The organism is Psychrobacter cibarius (assembly GCF_016107535.1).
GTDB lineage: Bacteria > Pseudomonadota > Gammaproteobacteria > Pseudomonadales > Moraxellaceae > Psychrobacter > Psychrobacter cibarius.
In genome coordinates, this window is record NZ_JABASQ010000021.1 from 19,093 (window position 1) to 38,282 (window position 19,190).

General features: G+C 42.5%; 16 protein-coding genes. 10 read left to right on the plus strand and 6 right to left on the minus strand.

All coding sequences use genetic code 11. The annotated features are described in order from the left end of the window. Nucleotides 1–59 precede the first annotated feature (59 nt). Nucleotides 60–818: an IclR family transcriptional regulator gene (locus JFC08_RS10985; protein ID WP_045446365.1), complete on the minus strand. Its 759-nt coding sequence runs from the start codon at nucleotides 816–818 to the stop codon at nucleotides 60–62. 630 nt (nucleotides 819–1,448) lie between these two features. Between JFC08_RS10985 and JFC08_RS10990 the strand changes: the two genes are divergently transcribed. Further along, nucleotides 1,449–2,321: a hypothetical protein gene (locus tag JFC08_RS10990; protein WP_198330725.1), complete on the plus strand. Its 873-nt coding sequence runs from the start codon at nucleotides 1,449–1,451 to the stop codon at nucleotides 2,319–2,321. A gap of 120 nt (nucleotides 2,322–2,441) precedes the next feature. On the opposite strand, the gene JFC08_RS10995 is transcribed toward JFC08_RS10990, so the two are convergent. The 3 genes from JFC08_RS10995 to JFC08_RS11005 form a co-directional block, all read right to left on the minus strand. Further along, nucleotides 2,442–3,242 (minus strand): 4'-phosphopantetheinyl transferase superfamily protein, encoded by an 801-nt coding sequence (locus tag JFC08_RS10995; protein ID WP_198330726.1) that lies wholly within the window; start codon nucleotides 3,240–3,242, stop codon nucleotides 2,442–2,444. Nucleotides 3,243–3,363: 121 nt separating this feature from the next. Further along, the gene (gene pal, locus JFC08_RS11000) at nucleotides 3,364–3,882 is read right to left on the minus strand and encodes a peptidoglycan-associated lipoprotein Pal (protein ID WP_198330727.1); all 519 of its coding nucleotides are present in this window, start codon (nucleotides 3,880–3,882) and stop codon (nucleotides 3,364–3,366) included. Nucleotides 3,883–4,038: 156 nt separating this feature from the next. Further along, nucleotides 4,039–4,635 carry a DUF6231 family protein gene (locus tag JFC08_RS11005; RefSeq protein WP_055124945.1) on the minus strand — a complete coding sequence of 199 codons (597 nt, stop codon included), beginning with the start codon at nucleotides 4,633–4,635 and terminating at the stop codon, nucleotides 4,039–4,041. Between the two features lie 395 nt (nucleotides 4,636–5,030). Here JFC08_RS11005 and pepN point away from each other — a divergent pair, with 395 nt between their 5' ends. Beyond that, the gene (gene pepN / locus JFC08_RS11010) at nucleotides 5,031–7,631 is read left to right on the plus strand and encodes an aminopeptidase N (RefSeq protein ID WP_198330741.1); all 2,601 of its coding nucleotides are present in this window, start codon (nucleotides 5,031–5,033) and stop codon (nucleotides 7,629–7,631) included. Nucleotides 7,632–7,753: 122 nt separating this feature from the next. Here the strand turns inward: pepN and JFC08_RS11015 are convergent, their stop codons facing one another. Continuing rightward, nucleotides 7,754–8,836: a 3-deoxy-7-phosphoheptulonate synthase gene (locus JFC08_RS11015; protein WP_060491198.1), complete on the minus strand. Its 1,083-nt coding sequence runs from the start codon at nucleotides 8,834–8,836 to the stop codon at nucleotides 7,754–7,756. Between the two features lie 427 nt (nucleotides 8,837–9,263). Here JFC08_RS11015 and lpxB point away from each other — a divergent pair, with 427 nt between their 5' ends. From lpxB to JFC08_RS11035, 4 genes are all read left to right on the plus strand, one after another. Continuing rightward, complete coding sequence (gene lpxB / locus JFC08_RS11020) at nucleotides 9,264–10,571, plus strand: lipid-A-disaccharide synthase (protein ID WP_227697744.1); 1,308 nt, start codon at nucleotides 9,264–9,266, stop codon at nucleotides 10,569–10,571. Nucleotides 10,572–10,644: 73 nt separating this feature from the next. Then, nucleotides 10,645–11,499 carry a ribonuclease HII gene (locus tag JFC08_RS11025; protein WP_193008182.1) on the plus strand — a complete coding sequence of 285 codons (855 nt, stop codon included), beginning with the start codon at nucleotides 10,645–10,647 and terminating at the stop codon, nucleotides 11,497–11,499. Between the two features lie 109 nt (nucleotides 11,500–11,608). Next, the gene (locus JFC08_RS11030) at nucleotides 11,609–11,761 is read left to right on the plus strand and encodes a hypothetical protein (RefSeq protein WP_193008180.1); all 153 of its coding nucleotides are present in this window, start codon (nucleotides 11,609–11,611) and stop codon (nucleotides 11,759–11,761) included. A gap of 304 nt (nucleotides 11,762–12,065) precedes the next feature. Further along, the gene (locus JFC08_RS11035) at nucleotides 12,066–13,295 is read left to right on the plus strand and encodes a CAP domain-containing protein (protein WP_198330728.1); all 1,230 of its coding nucleotides are present in this window, start codon (nucleotides 12,066–12,068) and stop codon (nucleotides 13,293–13,295) included. A gap of 285 nt (nucleotides 13,296–13,580) precedes the next feature. Here the strand turns inward: JFC08_RS11035 and JFC08_RS11040 are convergent, their stop codons facing one another. Beyond that, nucleotides 13,581–14,246 (minus strand): DUF924 family protein, encoded by a 666-nt coding sequence (locus JFC08_RS11040; RefSeq protein ID WP_198330729.1) that lies wholly within the window; start codon nucleotides 14,244–14,246, stop codon nucleotides 13,581–13,583. Nucleotides 14,247–14,336: 90 nt separating this feature from the next. Between JFC08_RS11040 and JFC08_RS11045 the strand changes: the two genes are divergently transcribed. From JFC08_RS11045 to JFC08_RS11060, 4 genes are all read left to right on the plus strand, one after another. Next, complete coding sequence (locus JFC08_RS11045) at nucleotides 14,337–15,575, plus strand: carboxynorspermidine decarboxylase (protein WP_198330730.1); 1,239 nt, start codon at nucleotides 14,337–14,339, stop codon at nucleotides 15,573–15,575. 285 nt (nucleotides 15,576–15,860) lie between these two features. Continuing rightward, nucleotides 15,861–17,135, plus strand: a complete 1,275-nt coding sequence (locus JFC08_RS11050) for a saccharopine dehydrogenase family protein (RefSeq protein WP_055124939.1) — start codon at nucleotides 15,861–15,863, stop codon at nucleotides 17,133–17,135. A gap of 200 nt (nucleotides 17,136–17,335) precedes the next feature. Continuing rightward, nucleotides 17,336–17,701 (plus strand): hypothetical protein, encoded by a 366-nt coding sequence (locus JFC08_RS11055; protein ID WP_193008173.1) that lies wholly within the window; start codon nucleotides 17,336–17,338, stop codon nucleotides 17,699–17,701. 210 nt (nucleotides 17,702–17,911) lie between these two features. After that, a complete protein-coding gene (locus tag JFC08_RS11060) occupies nucleotides 17,912–19,126 on the plus strand; it encodes an IS256 family transposase (RefSeq protein WP_193009093.1) in 1,215 nt (404 codons plus the stop codon). The last annotated feature ends 64 nt before the right edge of the window (nucleotides 19,127–19,190 follow it).

Below are 19,190 nucleotides of genomic sequence, written 5' to 3' on the forward strand. Positions count from 1 at the left end.
TGAAAAAGGTCTGCATTAGTATCTTAATGCAGACCTTTTTTTTGCTTATATTGCATCATCTAGCTGGGTAGGTCATAGACGAGAGACTGAATATCTTTCGCTGCTTTTTGCAGTCGTGGGACATGGGTTAAGAGATCATCTAAAGACACTCTTATGGTCGGTGCATGCAGATACAGCGAGGCAAGGTAGCGCGACTTTCTATCCCGTATCGGTACGGCGATTGCCACCATCTCAGAGATAAACTCTTCATTATCGATACCAATACCTGTTTCAGCGATACGATCAAGCTCAGCGTTTAGCGCATCGATATCGGTAATCGTATTTTTGGTAAACTTATCCAATGACAGGTTTTGCAGTATTTTGTCGCGGCTTGTGCGCGGCAACTGACTTAAGTACAGCTTGCCAGTCGCTGTACACCACATGGGCGACTTTGCGCCCACTGGCAAATAAATCTGTATCGGCAATGTCGTATTTGCACGGTTGGTATAGATCATGTTCATCTGATAAGGCACACCGATCCCGCAGGTCTCTTTTAGCTCATCAACCAGCTTTTGCAAAATCATTTGTCGCTCATTAAAGAACAATCGCTGCTGCCAAAGCTCAACACCCAAGTTGCGTACTCGCTTGCCCGGTATAATACCGCCGCCAATATCCACAGTCACAAACCCTTCATCGAGCAGATTTTGAATCAATCGATGAATGGTCGGCTTGGGAATATCAAGCTCTTGCGATAGCTCAAGTGGCGAGAGCGGTTTTGAGGCATAGGACACCGCCTCGATAATCTCTAACACACGGGTAATCGACGATACTTTAGGCATATGAGTGGCTCAATAAGAATAAAAAGAATACAGTAGGAAATACAACAAGGCATTAACAGATAAAAGTAAATACGCAGCCTTGCGACACATTTTCCCTAACCTCTAATTTAGCATAATATCAAGCCTAGACAAGATCTAGTTACTCTATATGCCAATACTAAATGTATCAATACTAACGTTACACAGTCATACAATATTGAAAATTTATGCTAATGCTTTATTTTTCTGAAAAGTTTTCTAAAAGCAATAATTACTACACCATCTCACAAAATACAACAAACTGTAGTAATAAGCTATATAACTGTCATTGAGTTAAATAAAGAGGTAGGTCATTATAATGACATATTTTGTAATATCCTTACATGAAGATTAAGCTAACCAATATTCATGTTTGCGCTGCTGAGTTACTTTAAGAGCATTGTGTAACAGAAAGTCGAAGTTTTGCGGATTGGTGTAGTAATTATTACAATATCTATGCAATCTTTACATAACGGCAAATAAAAAGCGCTCCTAGAGGGGTGACTTTTCCGGCCAAAATTGTTTTAATCTGCTCAACAAAATGATCGATTTAAAAAAAGCTAAATTGTCATTTTTTATGGGCGACTTATTCCACACTTTAGGAGAGTATTTATGAGACTTATTAAATTAACAGCAATTTCTGCTGCCGTTTTAGCGTCAACTGCGGCACTAGCTGCTGAACCTGTTATCGTTGTTGATGGTAACGATGCAGTTGTTTACGAAGCTGAGCCTGTTGCTGTTGCATATGAAGCTGAGCCTGTTGCTTATGCATACAATGCTGACGCTGGTATTGTTCGCAACACTACTGGTGCTGTTGTTGGTGGTACTAAGACTTTCTTCCAAACTGCTATCAACCCAGCTTCTGTTAGCGCTGAAGTTGGTACACTAGGTTATGGTGCTAACATCGGTTGGTCACTAAATGAGAAAACTGAATTACAAGCTGGTTGGGCAGGCGGCGATGTTGCTGACCTATTCGGCGGTGACTTTGACGCAAACGACGTAAACTATGACGTTGATGCTGACTTCAGCAACCCATACCTAGGTGTGCAATTACGTCCTACTGGTAACTGGTTCACAATGGGTGCTGGTATCATCGTACCTGACAACGATATTGATGTGCGTGCTAATGCTGAAGGTCCTAACTTCAGAATCGATAATGTTGACTATAATGCTAAAGAGACTGGTACTTTATCAGGTACTATGAAGCATCGTAACAAGCTAGCACCTTATGGTACTATCGGTTTCCGTCCTAACATTACTAACAACTTCGGTTTGTTTGGTGAGATTGGTGCGGCATACATGGGTACTACTGATGCTACTGTTGTTTCAAGTAATTCAGGTAAACAGGTTACAGCTACTACTGTAAACGGAGTTACGAAGGTTGACGCTGATGATGTTGCTAAAGCTGCTGAGCGTGAGCTAGAAGATAAAGATTGGTTAGAGTGGATGCCAATTGTTAAGCTTGGTGCAACTTACCGTTTCTAATCTAATCACAGTTTAAGTACTATTATTAGAAGAATAGTAAGAAAAAACGATCCTTTTTAGGGTCGTTTTTTTTTGTCTGTGAAAGGGTAGTTGTTAGAATGAATAACAGGTATAAATGGTCTAGAAAATAACGATGGTTTGTTGCGCTGACAATACCGCGATACGGTAATCGGACTTAATGTCTGCTATGACCATTAAAGATGACGGTTCTCTAATGGCATGAATCAAATCAGCAATCAGGTAGGAGTAATCTACTCCTAACCCTTGTGCCAGTTTGTATTGATGAATTTTGATAAAACTTTCTTTTATTTGCCACAGTAATTTAGCGATAATCTTACGCTGAAGTGGGAATAATGCTTGTAAAGCAGCCATTTCATGCTCAGAATAAAACCGCTGTGCCACGCGCCATGCTACATGATTGGTTTCAATATCAATACCAATGGGACGGTGACGACTAATGACCACTGTTACTTTACTGTTCAATGATTTATTGATTGTCTGAACAGTATTTTGATTCATATCATGATTCTTGCTGCCTGTATGACTAAAGCATACGTAATATTCACTGCTGCTAAGCCGGTACGGGAAATTTGACTCATCCAAAGTATCGCGCAACTTTAGCTCATCCAGTAATTGTTGTAGCAATAATCGAACGCCCTTACGTTGTAGTTGACGTTGATGCTGCGCCATTTCACGTGTTGATGAACTTACTGGTGACAGGCAATAATGCCAATTAAGCTCGTAAATTTTCTGAAAATCTACTTGCGATAAATTGTTAGCGGATGACCACAGTAATTCATCCCACAGTCTTTTAAAGTTGAGGGATGAACACTCGCTCACTTGTGCAGTGGCGCACCACGTTGCAGGATCGAGCTGGGTATATTGTACATGGGTCAGGTTTAAGATAGAGCTTGGCATCATTGATTACATCTATTGGATTGGTTCGCTTAGTAACATGCAAAAAGCCCAGCGATATATTATTGCTGGGCTTTCAATTATAAAATATGTTGAGCTTTATCGACTGTGATTGGTTTTACTGGTGTTAGTAAGACAATTCAGCACGGCGATTTAGTGCGTAGGCTTCTTCAGTATTACCAGCGGCAGCAGGGCGCTCTTCACCATAGCTGATGACGCGGATATTGTTTACTGCGACGCCTTGAGTAGCAAGGTAATCACGTGCTGCTGCAGCACGGCGCTCACCTAGTGCCATGTTGTATTCACGGCTACCGCGATCATCAGTATTACCTGCGATAACAACGCTGGCTGCTGGGTTTGAGTTTAGCAAGCTGGCATGTTGATTAAGAATGCTCGCTGCTTGTGAAGTGATTTCACTGCTATCAAAAGCAAAGTAAACAACCGCCTGTAGGTTTTCAGCGCCCATAATAACCGCGCTTGAGTTATCTACGATGACTGCGCCAGTGTATCCAACTTGACCACCTGGGATACCTAGTGGGGCAACCACGACTTCAGAGGTAGCACGTTTGGTCGCACAACCTGTGGTTAGTGCCACAGCGCTTGATAATACAGCGAGGACTGCGATCTTAGAAAAACTGGTTGACATAATGAGCTCCTAAAATTTTAATTAATTAAAATTGTTTTTTTTGAACTGCTTACGATAAAACTTAGGCAATTGCTATCTATCATATACTAAATGTTACTTTATGTAAGTAGTATTACTGTAAATAATGCTAGAATTTACAGATAGATATGAGATCTACTACCAGCGGTGCTTGCCCCAATTTTCAGGATTGGCCCAATAATCCGCATTTAACCAATTTGGCAGCTGTTTATAGTCATATAAATTGAACTGCCAAAGTCTAGCGGACGCTGATGACTTTACAGATGAAGGCTGCTCTGATTTGTCAGTAGTATTCATCTCTAAAGATGGTTCATTCAAGATATCAAATGGGGTAAAGCCATAAGCTTTTAGATCTAGGGTGTCATCAAGGGCGATTAGCAGGTGTGCCGCATAAAGATCTCGATAGCGCATGAGCAGCGGAATATACTGCTGCAGAAACTCTGGTGAGAGTGTGGGCAACCAAAAACAGGCGAGCTCATAACGTTCAGGTAATTGTCGTTGATTGAGCTCTAATAATGTCGATATTTGTGGTGAGCGGGTATTTTTTAGCAGTGTCTTTAATGCTAACCGCGCATTTTGATCTGGGACGACCCACAGCAACTCAGTGTCATTATTAGTAGATTCAATCGTTGTGGATGCGTTCGCTTGTATGGTTAGTGAGGGCAAAAGAGCCTCAACGTAATCTATCAGTAATGGTAACGTAATGTCTGAGCGACTGTCGGTTTGCTTTATCATATAATAGGCCGTTTATCGAGTGTTGGTCATCAGTGACCCTATTAAATCATTTTAATCGCGATTATCCAATGGGTGATTGATGCTGATTATGCTGCTCTTTTAATATGTCGACTCTCTTATTCTTTTGATATATCGACTCTCTCATTGCTATCGCATTTTGATAAGTGTCATGGACGATGGACATAATAAAATTGGGACCTGCTCTTGAAATTTGGCAGTTTAGGTCAATGTAGCAAGATACCATTATCATGTTAATGGTCATAAGATTATGCTAATTGATGACCTGCCTTAACCTAAATTATCCCGCTTTTTACCATATATATTTTTTGCCATAAATAATAATAGGAATACCCATGTCTATTGCAGAAACTGATGCTCAAATCATTAATCCTGATATGCCAGATGTGCCACCGCATGCACCAAGTAAAATTAATTTAAAAGATTACCAGAAACCTAGCTTTGATGTGGAAACGGTTGATTTAGATATTAAACTGTTCGAAAATCATGCACAGGTAGACAGCACTCTGAAGATGGTACGTCAAACAGCAGGAGATCTCGTATTGTTCGGTGAGGAGTTGGAACTGATCGCCATTACGATGAATGGTAAGCCATTGACGGCTGAGGACTATCAAGAACAAGCAGGCACGTTGACGATTGCTAATGCACCTGATGTGGTTGTTTTAGAAATTCAAGTACGTATCTGTCCGCAGACCAATACCGCACTTGAAGGGTTCTATATGGCGGGCAGTGGTGATGAGACGATGTTTGTCACCCAGTGCGAGCCGGAAGGTTTTCGTAAAATCACTTTTTATCCAGACCGCCCCGATGTATTGGCGATATTTACCACGCGTCTTGAGGCGGATAAGCGTTATCCAATACTATTGGCCAATGGTAACTTGGTTGAAGCAGGTGAGGTGGCAGATGCCCCAGACCGTCATTATGCGATATGGCATGATCCAACCAATAAGCCAAGCTATCTATTTGCCTGCGTTGTCGCTGATTTAGACGTATTAACGGATTCTTATACCACTAGCGAAGGTCGTGAGGTGTTGCTGGAAATATACGCAAAGTCCGCTGACATCGATAAATGTGATGTCGGTATGCAAGCGTTGAAGGATTCGATGAAATGGGATGAGGTCAATTATGGTCGCGCCTACGATTTAGATCGCTATATGATTGTTGCCGTGAGTCAATTTAATATGGGCGCAATGGAAAACAAAGGTCTGAATATTTTTAATACCGCTTGTGTGTTATCCAGTCCTGAGACGACAACGGATGCGCGTAGCTTTAGTGTGAAAGCCATCATTGCCCATGAGTATTTTCATAACTGGACAGGCAATCGCATCACTTGTCGTGATTGGTTCCAATTGTGCTTAAAAGAAGGTTTTACTGTTTACCGCGATCAATCATTCTCAGCGGATCAGCAGTCGAGTGCCGTACAGCGTATCGATGATGTGGCGACCTTGCGTGCTCATCAGTTTGCGGAGGATGCAGGACCACTGGCGCACCCGGTACGCCCTGAAAGTTTCGTTGAGATTAATAATTTTTATACGACGACTGTTTATGAGAAAGGCGCTGAAATCGTGCGCATGATTGCCAATACGTTAGGAGCCGAGAATTTTCGTAAAGGCACGGATGAGTATTTCCGTCGTTATGATGGGCAAGCGGTGACGGTTGAGGACTTTTTATCTGCGCTTAGCATCACGGATAGTAAGATTGAAAGCTTTATCGACTGGTATCGTCAGCCGGGCACACCAATGGTGTCTGGTCATCAATATTATGACCATGCAGCGCAGACACTGACGGTTACGTTAAGTCAGCAAACCCGTCATGTCAGTGGCTTTGCTGAGCCAAAACCTTTGCCTATTCCGGTCGCGACTGCGCTATTTGATAAAGAAAGTAGTGACATTGTGGCTGAGCGTATGCTGCTACTCGATCAAGCCACGCAAACCTTTACCTTTGAACATGTAGCGCGTGAGCCTGTTGTATCTTTGCTACGTGATTTTAGTGCGCCAGTACAGCTCAATTATGATTATCAAGATGCAGATTTGGCATTTTTGCTCAAACATGAAACCAATGGTTTTAACCGCTGGCAAGTGACGCAGATGCTGGTCAATCGTATCTTGCTGCAAGGTCAAGGCGAGAAGAGCAGTCCTGACATCTATCTGCAAGCACTAGCGCAGACATTGCCTGTGCTCGCGGCTAAGGATGCGATGTTGGCTGCCCGCTTGCTTGATATTCCATCAGCGCAAGAGCTGGCGTCTGCTATTCATAAGGATTACGATCCAGCATTGGTGAAAGCGCAGCGCGACGACTTGTATCAGCAGCTTGCAGAGGCGCTAAAAGATCAATGGGCTGAGCTTTATGAGCAGCTACCAATGCAGTCTTATGAAGATAGTGCCGAGGCTCGTGGCACCCGTGCCTTGCGTAATGTGGTGCTCGATATGGCGCTGACCGCGAATGTCGATGGCGCAGGTGAATGGGCGCAGCAGCAGTATGATGATGCAAGCTGTATGACGGAGCGTTTCGGCGCGTTGAAAGCGATGGTCAATCATCAACTGCTAAATGCTGATGAGTATTTGGCGGACTTTTATAATCGCTTCCAAAATAATGATTTGGTCATCGATTTATGGTTTAGTGTGCAGGCGTCTGCTGATACTGTGACCGCTGATACTATCCAATCCTTGATCGCTCACGCAGATTTTGATTGGAATACGCCCAATCGTGTACGCTCAGTGGTCAGTGCCTTTACCTCGCAGCCAACGGCTTTATGGACGGCAGAAGGGTTAGAGCTTTATATTGGTGTGATTAAAAAGTTGGATGATGCCAATCCTGTTTTGGCGTCGCGCTTATTGCAAGTGCTAGCGCGTTGGAATACCTTGGCTGAGCCACGTCGTCAAATGGCGCATGAGCGGTTGATTGAGTTGCAAAAGCAGGCCTCTTCTAAGCATGTACTTGAAAGTCTAAACAGTGTTTTAGGTGCGGCAAATATATAAAGCGTAATATTTTATCAGTTACGTTGAAAAGTTAAACGTGATAATCTAATAAGTTAAAGCGTACAAAAAAGCCCGTCTGACATATCATGTCAGACGGGCTTTTTGATGAGGGGCTGTCAATATTAACGGTTAGGCAAAACGTCTTTAACCATATCACGTAGATTATATAGGGCAGTGACCGTACTCTCCCAATCTAAGCAACCGTCAGTGATAGATTTGCCATATTCGAGCTGACTTAAGTCAGCCGTCAATTTTTGATTGCCTCCCTTTAGATGACTCTCAATCATCATGCCGATAATTGATTTATTACCGTTTTGAATTTGCTCTGCAACGTTTTGGATGACCATCGGCTGTAGATATGGGTCTTTACCTGAGTTGGCATGGCTTGAGTCAATCATAATCTTGCTATTGGTTTTGCCTTTTGCCAGCTCGTTTTCCACTTGTGCAACCGCAGTTTCGTCATAGTTGGGCTTGCCGTTACCACCGCGGAGTACCACGTGCGCGTAAGGGTTGCCTTTAGACTTGATAATTGAGACTTTGCCATCTGCTGATAAACCCAAGAAGCTATGACCTTCTTTCACGGCTTGCATTGCGTTAACAGCGACCGTCATGCCGCCGTCTGTTCCATTCTTGAAACCTACTGGGCACGATAAGCCTGAACTCATTTCACGATGCGTTTGGCTCTCAGTGGTACGTGCGCCAATCGCTGACCAGCTGATCAAATCCTGCATGTATTGCGGCGTATTGGGGTCTAAAGCTTCAGTGGCGCAAGGAAGACCTTTTTCATTCAAATCGAGCAGTAGCTTACGGGCAGTACGCAGACCTTTTTCAATATCGAAGCTGTCGTTCATATCAGGGTCATTAATCATGCCTTTCCAGCCAACGGTTGTGCGTGGCTTTTCAAAATATACGCGCATCACAACGAACACGCTATCTTCGATTTCTTTTGCTAATATGGCCAAACGATCGGCATATTCGTGAGCGGCTTTGATATCATGAATAGAGCAGGGGCCGATGACCACAAAGAGGCGCTTGTCTTTACCATCCAAGATGTTTTGGATGGTATTACGACCGTTTAATACGGTTTTATAGGCTGCATCTGATAAAGGTAGCTCAGTTTTTAGCTCAGCGGGAGTGATCAAAGGAATGAACTTTTCAATATTCACGTCGTCAATATCTGCATTATGGGTAACTGATGTTGTCATGGTTATATATCGTCTAGCTGATTTATAGGGAGTTTCATTATGCGGACAAAAGTGTTGGTTGACAAGGGCAGTCGCGCAGTTAATTGACTGATAACTGGAATGAGGAAACCAAAACTTAGTTATACTTGTTCAGCGTTAATCGTATATGAGCGCTTCAACAAGCAAGATTGTTACTCAATTTATCTGTCCGTATAGAAAAACGAATTAACCCGTTAAGTAGTTATTTCTGGCTTTTATCAGCTAATTTAGCTATTTGTATCATCGTCACGTATGATGACAATATAAAAGGTATGACGATAAAATAGTGAGTATGGCGAATGCTTAGGTATCACAGAGCTTTCGCGCAGATTTTATGCGTCGTATTTTATAATAATCATTCATTTATTTTATATGCATTTATTGTATTTTTTAATATCGAGAGCTTGTCATGACAGATTCTGCTACGCCTGATCAATATCATAACCTTATAGACCAAACAGAGACTGAAATTCGAAGTGCTGAATTACAGACTGTGCCATTGGTCATCGGTATCATCGCAGGTGAAGTGTCAGGGGATAGCTTGGGCGCAGACTTCATGCAGCAGATGAATAATCTACGTGGTGATATTGTGTGGGTCGGTGTTGGTGGTACAAAGATGCAAGCGCAAGGGCTGCAAAGCATTTTTCCGTTAGAGCGTTTGGCGGTGATGGGTTTGGTAGAAGTTATGGCGCAATTGCCTGACCTGCTTAAAGCTCGCCGTGAATTACTGAGCGCATTTAAAACCGCTGATATTGATTGGTTTATTGGCATTGATGCGCCTGATTTTAATCTTAGAGTGGCTAAAAAGTTAAAACCGCAAGGCGTATTCTGCGTGCAGTATGTGAGCCCTTCTATTTGGGCATGGCGTGAGTCACGTATTCATAATATTAAAGCAGCGACCGACCTTGTGTTGTGTTTGTTCCCCTTTGAGCTGTCCGTTTATGAGCGTCATAATCATCCAGCAATATGTGTTGGTCATCCACTGTTGCGTACGATCGATCAAACATTATTAGAGACACCGATCAATCAGCGCCGTAGTGAGCTGGTTTGGCACAACGATGGCTTGCAGCAGTTTTTTATTGAACGATTTGACGATGTCAGCCAGCTTATTTGTGTGATGCCAGGCTCTCGTCGCGGTGAAATCACGGCTATTTTGCCATTGATGTTAGATGGTATTCAAAAGTTAATATTGCTTGACCCCAAGCTGTGCTTTATCATTCCGACCGTCGACCAGAATCACCAATATATCGTCCAAGATGTTATTGACCAGCGCTCAGAGCAACTACGTGCTGCCATCGTGGTGGTCTATGATGATAGCCAGCCAGCCTTTAGTCAACAAGCGATGGCAGCCTCAGATATTGTAATGCTAGCATCTGGCACTGCAACGCTAGAGGCGATGCTGTTAGAGCGACCGATGGTGGTGGTTTATCAATTAAATAAGCTCACCTATCAGATTGCCAAACGCTTAGTCAAAGTGCCTTATGTGGCGCTGCCCAATATTTTGGCTGATACTGCAATCGTTCCTGAGTTGATCCAAGAGCAGGCGAGTGGCGACAATATCTGTCGTACGGTCATGCGGCTACTACAACCGCGTGCCTATGCTGAGCAATTAAAAGATATCGTCGCCACCAAGCACTTATTACAACAGCAGAGTAATCATGATCCTGCTAATAGTGTGATTGAGCAATGGTTTATCCAAGCGAAACATCGGATTTAAGCCATTATTGATTGCGATCATTTCTTCTTCTATTAATTACAATGATACCTAATAACAAAGATACCGCGCCCCTATGAGTAACCAGTACCAAACCCACAACTCTGTCACCCCGATCGAAGTAAGTATTGAGCAAATTGATATCAAAGGTCAATATCTACAGCTGGTTGAGCCTATTCGTTTATCGGGTCAGGTAGATATTGGTGAGCTACTTGTTCAGTATCCGATCAAGGTGGAGCAAGGCTTACAGCAGTCAACGCTACAAATGGGCGTTGATGAGGCAGGACGTGGGCCGTTACTCGGTAGCGTCAATGTGGCTGCTGCGATATTGCCTAAAACCTGGTCAGGATTGATTGAGATGCAGCCATTAAAGGACACGCCATTATCTATCTTGACCGACTCCAAGCAGCTGAGTGAAAAGAAGCGTGACCGACTTTATCCATTGGTTCAACAGCATGCTATTGGTTATGTTGTCGCCGAGATCCCAGCAGCGGTCATCGATCAAGTCAATATCTTGCAAGCGACGATGCTCGGTATGCGCTTATGTACCGAAGTATTGTTAAAAGCCATTGCTCATCATCTTGTCAACTCTATGAGGCAGGTCGAAGTTTTGTTCGATGGTAATCGCTGCCCTGAATTAAATGAGGCAATGCTCGCTGAACTGGGTATAGAAAAATCGACTATCGATTGCCAAGCGTGGGTAAAGGGCGATGCGCGTCATACCAGCATTGCTGCCGCCAGTATATTGGCTAAAGTCAGTCGTGACAAAGCCATGTATGCGCTTGATGCCAAGCATCCAGAATACGGTATCGCCAAACATAAAGGCTATCCAACACGTGCACACATGGAGGCGATCGAAAAATACGGCGTATTATCTGCGCATAGACGTAGTTTTGCACCAGTCAGAAAGTCATTAGAGAAAGCCACTTAAGAACAAATCACTTAAGAAGAAAGCACTTAAAAATAAACGTTAAACTGAGCGTGCTTCTTTAAAATAGCCTAAGCAAAAATAGTCATGGCTAAAAATAAGACAGTCCGTAATGAACGTATCAGTCTTCAACAAACACCAAGTAAAAATTTTTGGACTGTATTACAATGCCATTACAAATAAATTCAATACTGTGATGTTAGGGCGTGTCGAACATTCGACCATGGCACTGACAGAGGCTATTTTGCAGGCGATTCGACGTTAAAAATAGTAAGTTTAGTCATTCTAAGCGTCTCTTTTTAACAATGAAGCGGCAAAAAAGAGTCCTGTCCCCTTCTGTTAATATCGGGGCTGATACTAAAACTGCCCCATACTGCGTTGCAATTCTAGCTAAGGTATTAACATTATCGTCGACTTGCGCCTTGTCTGGAACAATTTTAGCTATCAGCAGTGCCCATTTGTGAATGTTCAACACGCCCTAGCAGCTTAAGTCTACTTAGCTTATGTCCGCATACTTAACGCTAGCTTTTATTGACTTATATACGTGCTACTATTCTATAGGATAAAAAATGACGCTCAGTACGCTATTAATCAGTACGCCACAAAAAAATCTTGCTGCAGTGCTTTTTTTGACAGTATTTATAACGGCTTGTGGTGGGGGCGGTGGTGGCTCTGATAGCAGCTCTAATACCAATGCGCCAAGCCCGAACCCACCTGCTATCGAGCCAAACGATCAGCCCAATGGTAATACAAGTGACAATTCAAGCGATAATGTTGGCGACCAACCTGATAGCACTACTGCTACTAATGAGGTAAAGGCTGCATTAATTGCCAACAATAAGTTCAGTTTGGCACGTACCAGCTGTGGTCTGAGCGGCTTATCTGTTGATACCGCGCTTGATGATGTTGCCATTAAACATGCAAATTATATTAAATACGTCTTTGCCAATAGCTCACCGACCGCATTCAGCGCGCATTACGAAAATAAGATTGCAGATATTTCGGGCGTTACCAGTAGCAATAATCCATTTTTTGGTGGGCTCAGTTTTACCGATCGCTTATCAAACGCAGACTATCCAAATGTACGATATGGTGTGACTGAGAATATCGCCCAATCTATCTACTATAGTTCAGCAAGCAATCTTATTCGCTCAGATGTTGTGGCAGGCTCGATGGCAAAGTCCTTGCTGGCAGCACCTTACCATTTGCGTTCATTAATGATGCCTAGTGCAAGCGTGACAGGTACTGGCGTGGTTATCTATAAGCCATACAATAAAGAGGCAGCGAATAACCAAGGTTATGTCTTGGTCAACCATGCAGCAGCGACCCAAGCGACTAAAGATAATACGGTTAAAGGCGTATTTACTTATCCATGTGAAGGCGTAACGGATACAGTAACCGCGCTATATAATGAGACGCCAGATCCTGTCAAGCATACAGGGCGTGACTTGCGAGTGGATCCTATCGGACAACCTATTTATATCAATATGCCATCTGCTCAAACGATTGATATCAGCAATGTGACATTCCATGATATCCAGCGAAATATCAATGTACCGATTGAGCTGCTAGACTATCGCCAAGATCCCCATAAAAATACGGCAAATGCATTACCAGCAAACGAAGCTTTTATATTACCAATCACTGATAATTTAAAAAGCTGCCAGATTGCCAGTAAAAAAGGCAAAAACTGCGGTTTACATGGCAACAGTGACTACCGTGTCAGCTTTGATATTTTAGTGGATAATAAAACTATCGAGCGTGAAAGCTTTACCTTTACGACAGGGATAGTGAACTAATAATTAGGTGAACTAAGACGTGTTCTTAATCTGAATAAAAACACCAATCTGAACGAAAGTACCTAAAAAGTAAGTAGAATAAAGCAAGGGCTGAACCAGTTATCTGATTCAGCCCTTGCTTTATTATCATAGTCAATCCATTGCACTATAAAAAGTTCGGCGTTCATCTCGCTTGAAATATATATATGCCTATACTTGGTTGCCTTGTACTTCACCCTTATTTTGAGTTGAAGTAACTGTATTAGAATAAATCATATTGCAATCAATCATATAAATATATAAGCGCTAAAACGACGAGTTCGGTTGTTGCAAGAAGGCTTCTTCTTCATCCGTTGACTCGCGATCTAAAATGTCATTGCGATGCGGATAGCGACCGAATTGCTCAATGATATCTTTGTGACGATTTTCGAAATCCAGCGTATGGTCATCATGTAATTTCTCAAACAATGGTAAGTAGCGCTTATGGATCATCAATGATTCAGAATGCATAAATGGCATGATGGTAAACTTGCGCCATTCAGTCGGTAATGTATCAAAGTGTGGTTGTCCAATAGCCTCTTGTGCCAATGCGATAGCCATACTATCTTGTGCAAAAGCATCTGCTTGCCCGCGACATAAATTACGCGAAAACTGATCTAAGACAATAATTTCTGCTAGTCTGCCTGCCAAAGCGGTGATTGAACTATTGCTATCGGTTGGCGCGTTTGCGCTACGCCATGTCACGCATTCACCTTGCTTTGCCGCTTGCCAAATATCAGCAAACTTGTCTTTTATTTGCTTATCAAAAGTATCATTTTGCGCAAACCAATATTGCTCATTGTCTTTGTCGAACCAAAACTCCAGTACTGCACGCGCATTAACATCAAGATGTTCTAAATGAATATTTTTTGGGTCGAGTTGCGATGAATAAGCTTGGCTAGTAGCAGTGGAATAATCGGTTGATAGTGACATAAGATATTCTAATTATGATGAATTTAGTCTACTATAGCGCAAATATTTATGTCTGTCATGATGCCAACAGCAGCTATTAGGTAACCTCTTATGAATGCAAAAACTTCGCTAAACACCAGCCAATCACCTCTACCGCCCACGCCTTATTATATGCTTGATGAAGCGGCAATCGTTGCCAATATGCAGATTATCTCGCGGCTGTGTGAGCTATCGGGCGCTAAAGCATTATTGGCACTCAAATGCTTTGCCACTTGGGGCGTGTTTGATGTGATGCAGCCTTATTTGCACGGCACAACGTCATCGTCACTCAATGAAGTGCGTTTGGGCTATGAGACCTTTGGTAAAGGTAAAGACAGTGATAATAAAAAAGAAACTCATGCTTACAGCGTCGCCTATAGCGCTGATGAGATCGATGAAGTATTGAGCTATGCTGATAAAATTATCTTTAACTCTATCTCACAATTAAATGCTTTTAAAGATCAAGCGGCGGCAAAAAATATACCAGTGGGACTGCGCTTAAACCCAAAGACCAGTAATTCATCGTTTATCATCGCTGATCCTGCGCGTCCTTTTAGTCGTTTGGGTGAACATGATAAAAACAAGATTACAGCGGTAATTGATGACATTACTGGGGTAATGATTCATAACAACTGCGAAAATGACAGCTTTGAAGCCTTTAGTGCCAGCTTGGCAGATATCGAAGACAGATTTGGTGATATTTTAGCGCAGCTTGAGTGGGTGAGTTTGGGCGGTGGTATTCACTTTATCGCGCCTGATTATCCACTAGAAAAACTGGCTGACAGGTTAAAAGGCTTTAGTGAAAAATATGGGGTGCAAGTTTATCTTGAACCGGGTGAGGCAAGTATCCATGGTGCTGGGTCATTGGTCACGACCGTCTTAGATACTATGCACAATGAAAAAAATCTCGCTGTAGTAGATTCATCCATTGAAGCGCACATGCTTGATTTGTTAATTTACCGTGAGTCAGCGCCGATAGCGGCTGTTAATAGTGATTTAATGAATATTGCCTCTCTTGATATCGACCCTACCAATATCGCCCCCATCAGCGAGAACGCTAAGTCAGCTGATAATACCATTATTTATGGTCGTTCTTGTTTGGCGGGCGATATCTTTGGTGAGTATGCCTTGCCAAATAACCTAACAATAGGTGATAAGATTGCGTTTGGTAATGCCGCAGGTTATACCATGGTGAAAAAGAACTGGTTCAATGGTGTTAATATGCCAGCAATTGTGATTCGTCGTCTAGATGGCAGTATAGATGTGCAGCGCGAATTTGATTATCAAGATTACAAAGCCAGCTTGTCTTAGTTTAATTGTGTCGATAAATTGATTTAAATTTTAGAAAACAAAGACTTAAGTGTGTTTTTGAATGACTTTAACTCGTCTGTTTTTTATACATTATTTTTACCGATGTCTTCATAAAAATTGTTATAATCGCCACGGGCAAAAGCCAACAATCAAATGGTGCTTTGCCCGACGGGTGCGTGGGTTTTCCTCGGTCTTCCTTTTTAATTCACGCATATCATTCACTCGTTTCTGTTTTGACTCGCCACTATCGATGGTATCGACAGAGACACAAAGGAGGATTGTTCATTGAACACAAACCAACAAGCCAAATCTAGCAAAAAAGACGTACTCATCATCGGAGCCGGTGGTGTCGCTCAAGTGGTCGCGCATAAATGTGCGATGCATAACGATATCCTTGGCGAGATTCATATTGCCTCGCGCACGCAAGATAAATGTGATGCTATCGCCCAAAGCGTGAAAGATAAGAATAGCTTCAAGCAGCCTGCCGTATTGCATACGCACCAAGTGGATGCTATGGATACTCAGGCGCTGATACAGCTGATTCAAGAGTCGGGTATCCAAATCGTCATCAATGTCGGTTCGGCATTTATCAATATGACGGTATTGGAAGCTTGTATCGAGACAGGTGTTGCTTATATCGATACTGCCATTCACGAAGATCCACGCAAGATTTGTGAGACGCCGCCATGGTATGACAATTACGAATGGCAGCGCAAACAGCGCTGTGCGGACAATAATGTCACGGCGATTTTAGGGGCAGGATTTGACCCCGGTATGGTCAACGCCTATGCGCGTCTTGGCTATGACATGATGGATGCAGGTTCGGTGACGGATATCGATATCATTGATATCAATGCTGGCAGCCACGGCAAATACTTCGCTACTAACTTCGATCCTGAGATTAACTTCCGTGAATTTACCGGTACGGTTTACTCTTGGCAGGACAGCAAGTGGCAGTCTAATAAAATGTTCGAAGTGAAGCGTACTGACGATTTACCGGTAGTTGGCGTGCAAAACAGTTATTTAAGTGGTCATGATGAAGTGCATTCGTTATCCGCCAATTTAGACGTACCAAATATCCGTTTTTGGATGGGCTTTGGTGAGCATTATATTAATGTATTCACTGTGCTACAAAGTTTGGGTCTACTCTCTGAGCAGCCGGTGATGACTGCTGAAGGGCAAGAAGTTATCCCATTAAAAGTAGTGAAAGCGGTTCTACCAGACCCAAGTTCACTTGCGCCAAACTATACGGGCAAGACCTGCATCGGTGACAAGGTCAAAGGTAAAATCAACGGCGTTGATAGCGAGGTGTTTATTTATAATATCTCAGATCATAAAGATGCTTATAATGAGGTTGGTAGCCAAGGTATTTCTTATACCGCAGGCGTACCACCGGTCGCTGCGGCGATTCTGGTCGCAACTGGTGAGTGGGATGCTGGCAAGATGGTTAACGTCGAAGAGCTGGATGCCAAGCCATTTATCAATCTGCTGAATAAGATTGGTTTGCCAACGCGTATCAAAGATAGCGAAGGTGACAGAGCGTTAGCGTTTGATATTTAATCAGTAATTTTATCCAACAAAAAAGCCTATCTTTTATAGATAGGCTTTTTTTATGTCTGAGTTTTTACTTTAATTTTACGAGGAGGTAGGGGAGCCAATCCTGCTATCCGCTATATACACACTACGATTACTTACTTGCACATAGTTAAAATATTAGTAGATAATCGAATTTCTAAATTACATAAATAAGGATGGATTTTATGAACTTACAAGCTCTAGAAGAGATTATTAACAATAATGTAGAAATTATTGAAGAAGCTGCTGCTGATAATAATGCAGATAAAGATGTTGTTATTGGAATTGCAAAATTTGCTGTTATTAATGGGTTTGATAAATTATCAGACCCACAAAAATATCATTTTAATAACTGTATTAGACACTTAATCGAAGATGTTCAGTGTCCTGGTTACAATCATGAATGTGAAGAAGCACCAACAGAATGTCCTAATATTTTAGATGAAGATCAGCTTGTAGAGTACTATCAAAATATAACTGAGTATTGTGAACAATGTGAGGCACAAGCTTCTGATGATGCTTATAGAAAAGCGGCATTTTTCCGTGATTGAAAGCAATATATCATAATAGAGGTTCTATAAGTTGGACGTCTTGTCCAGCTTATTATCTTTGAATTAGTTCTAATAAATTGGCTCCTTTGAATAAAGAAGTTTAGTCAATCGACTAAAAAGGAGTTACAGCATTAACCTCCTCTTGAGTTATGACGAGCCTTTCCTAAAAACTGTGTAACTGCTTATAATCCACTAACAGGAGAATAAGCAATGACTACTCAATCTGACATTAAAAAACTGGCCGAGCAAATGGCTGGTAGCATGAAAAGCTTTGATAACATCAAAGACTTCCAAAAGCAGCTCATGCAATCCTTTATCGATACTGCCTTAGAGGCTGAGATGGAAGAGCATCTCGGCTACCCCAAGCATGAGAAAGCAGATAAACCAAACAAGCGCAACGGACACACTAAAAAGACCGTCCGCAGTGATACAGGCGATCTTGAGATATCTACTCCAAGAGACCGCGGTGGCAGCTTTGAGCCTGTATTGGTTGCTAAGCATCAGACCCGTATCTCAGGTCTTGACGATAAAATCATCTTCTTTTACGCCAAAGGTCAAACCACCACCGAGATTGTAGAGAGCATCAAAGAGCTCTACGATGTCGACATCTCAAGCACACTGGTTTCAAGAGTCACTGACAACATCTTAGAGGACATCACCGCTTGGCAGAACCGGCCGTTAAGCAGTGTCTATCCTATCGTCTATCTAGACTGTATTGTCGTGAAGATACGTCAAGATAAACAGATTATCAACAAGGCTATCTATCTGGCACTAGGTGTGGGACTTAATGGTAAAAAAGAGCTGCTTGGTATGTGGCTATCAGAGAATGAGGGCGCTAAGTTCTGGCTAGGCGTACTCACTGAACTACAAAACCGCGGGGTGCAAGATATCCTCATTGCCTGTGTCGATGGTTTAAAGGGCTTCCCTGATGCCATCAATACCGTTTATCCCAACGCTCAGGTTCAGCTGTGTATCGTACACATGGTGCGCTATTCGATGAAGTTTGTACCTTGGACAAATAAAAAGGCAGTAGCGGCTGATCTAAAGGCTATCTACGGCGCTGATACGCTTGAGATAGCAGAGGCTAACCTTGAACACTTTGATGAGGTATGGGGCACTGAGTACCCGCATGTGGTTAAGTCTTGGCGCAATAACTGGGAGGGCTTAACGGTGTTCTTTAACTACCCTAAAGACATCAGAAAAGTCATCTATACCACCAATGCCATTGAATCATTAAACAGCGTGATTCGGACAGCGGTGAATAAGCGTAAGGTGTTCCCCTCTGATCAGGCAGCATTTAAAGTGGTGTACTTAGCCACCCAGCAGGCCTCTAAAAAGTGGTCTATGCCCATCCGTAACTGGACGTCTGCTTTAAATCGCTTTATGATTATGTTTGATGATCGTATAAGCAGGCATTTAATCTAAATGGCAGTTACACAGAATCTGAGATGGGCTCGTTATGACATACACATTCGGTTGCTTTTTATCT

Coding starts and splice junctions, on each gene's coding strand:
- JFC08_RS10985 (WP_045446365.1), bottom strand. CDS start 818: ATGCCTAAAGTATCGTCGATTACCCGTGTGTTAGAGATTATCGAGGCG.
- JFC08_RS10990 (WP_198330725.1), top strand. CDS start 1,449: ATGAGACTTATTAAATTAACAGCAATTTCTGCTGCCGTTTTAGCGTCA.
- JFC08_RS10995 (WP_198330726.1), bottom strand. CDS start 3,242: ATGATGCCAAGCTCTATCTTAAACCTGACCCATGTACAATATACCCAG.
- pal (WP_198330727.1), bottom strand. CDS start 3,882: ATGTCAACCAGTTTTTCTAAGATCGCAGTCCTCGCTGTATTATCAAGC.
- JFC08_RS11005 (WP_055124945.1), bottom strand. CDS start 4,635: ATGATAAAGCAAACCGACAGTCGCTCAGACATTACGTTACCATTACTG.
- pepN (WP_198330741.1), top strand. CDS start 5,031: ATGCCAGATGTGCCACCGCATGCACCAAGTAAAATTAATTTAAAAGAT.
- JFC08_RS11015 (WP_060491198.1), bottom strand. CDS start 8,836: ATGACAACATCAGTTACCCATAATGCAGATATTGACGACGTGAATATT.
- lpxB (WP_227697744.1), top strand. CDS start 9,264: ATGACAGATTCTGCTACGCCTGATCAATATCATAACCTTATAGACCAA.
- JFC08_RS11025 (WP_193008182.1), top strand. CDS start 10,645: ATGAGTAACCAGTACCAAACCCACAACTCTGTCACCCCGATCGAAGTA.
- JFC08_RS11030 (WP_193008180.1), top strand. CDS start 11,609: ATGAACGTATCAGTCTTCAACAAACACCAAGTAAAAATTTTTGGACTG.
- JFC08_RS11035 (WP_198330728.1), top strand. CDS start 12,066: ATGACGCTCAGTACGCTATTAATCAGTACGCCACAAAAAAATCTTGCT.
- JFC08_RS11040 (WP_198330729.1), bottom strand. CDS start 14,246: ATGTCACTATCAACCGATTATTCCACTGCTACTAGCCAAGCTTATTCA.
- JFC08_RS11045 (WP_198330730.1), top strand. CDS start 14,337: ATGAATGCAAAAACTTCGCTAAACACCAGCCAATCACCTCTACCGCCC.
- JFC08_RS11055 (WP_193008173.1), top strand. CDS start 17,336: ATGAACTTACAAGCTCTAGAAGAGATTATTAACAATAATGTAGAAATT.
- JFC08_RS11060 (WP_193009093.1), top strand. CDS start 17,912: ATGACTACTCAATCTGACATTAAAAAACTGGCCGAGCAAATGGCTGGT.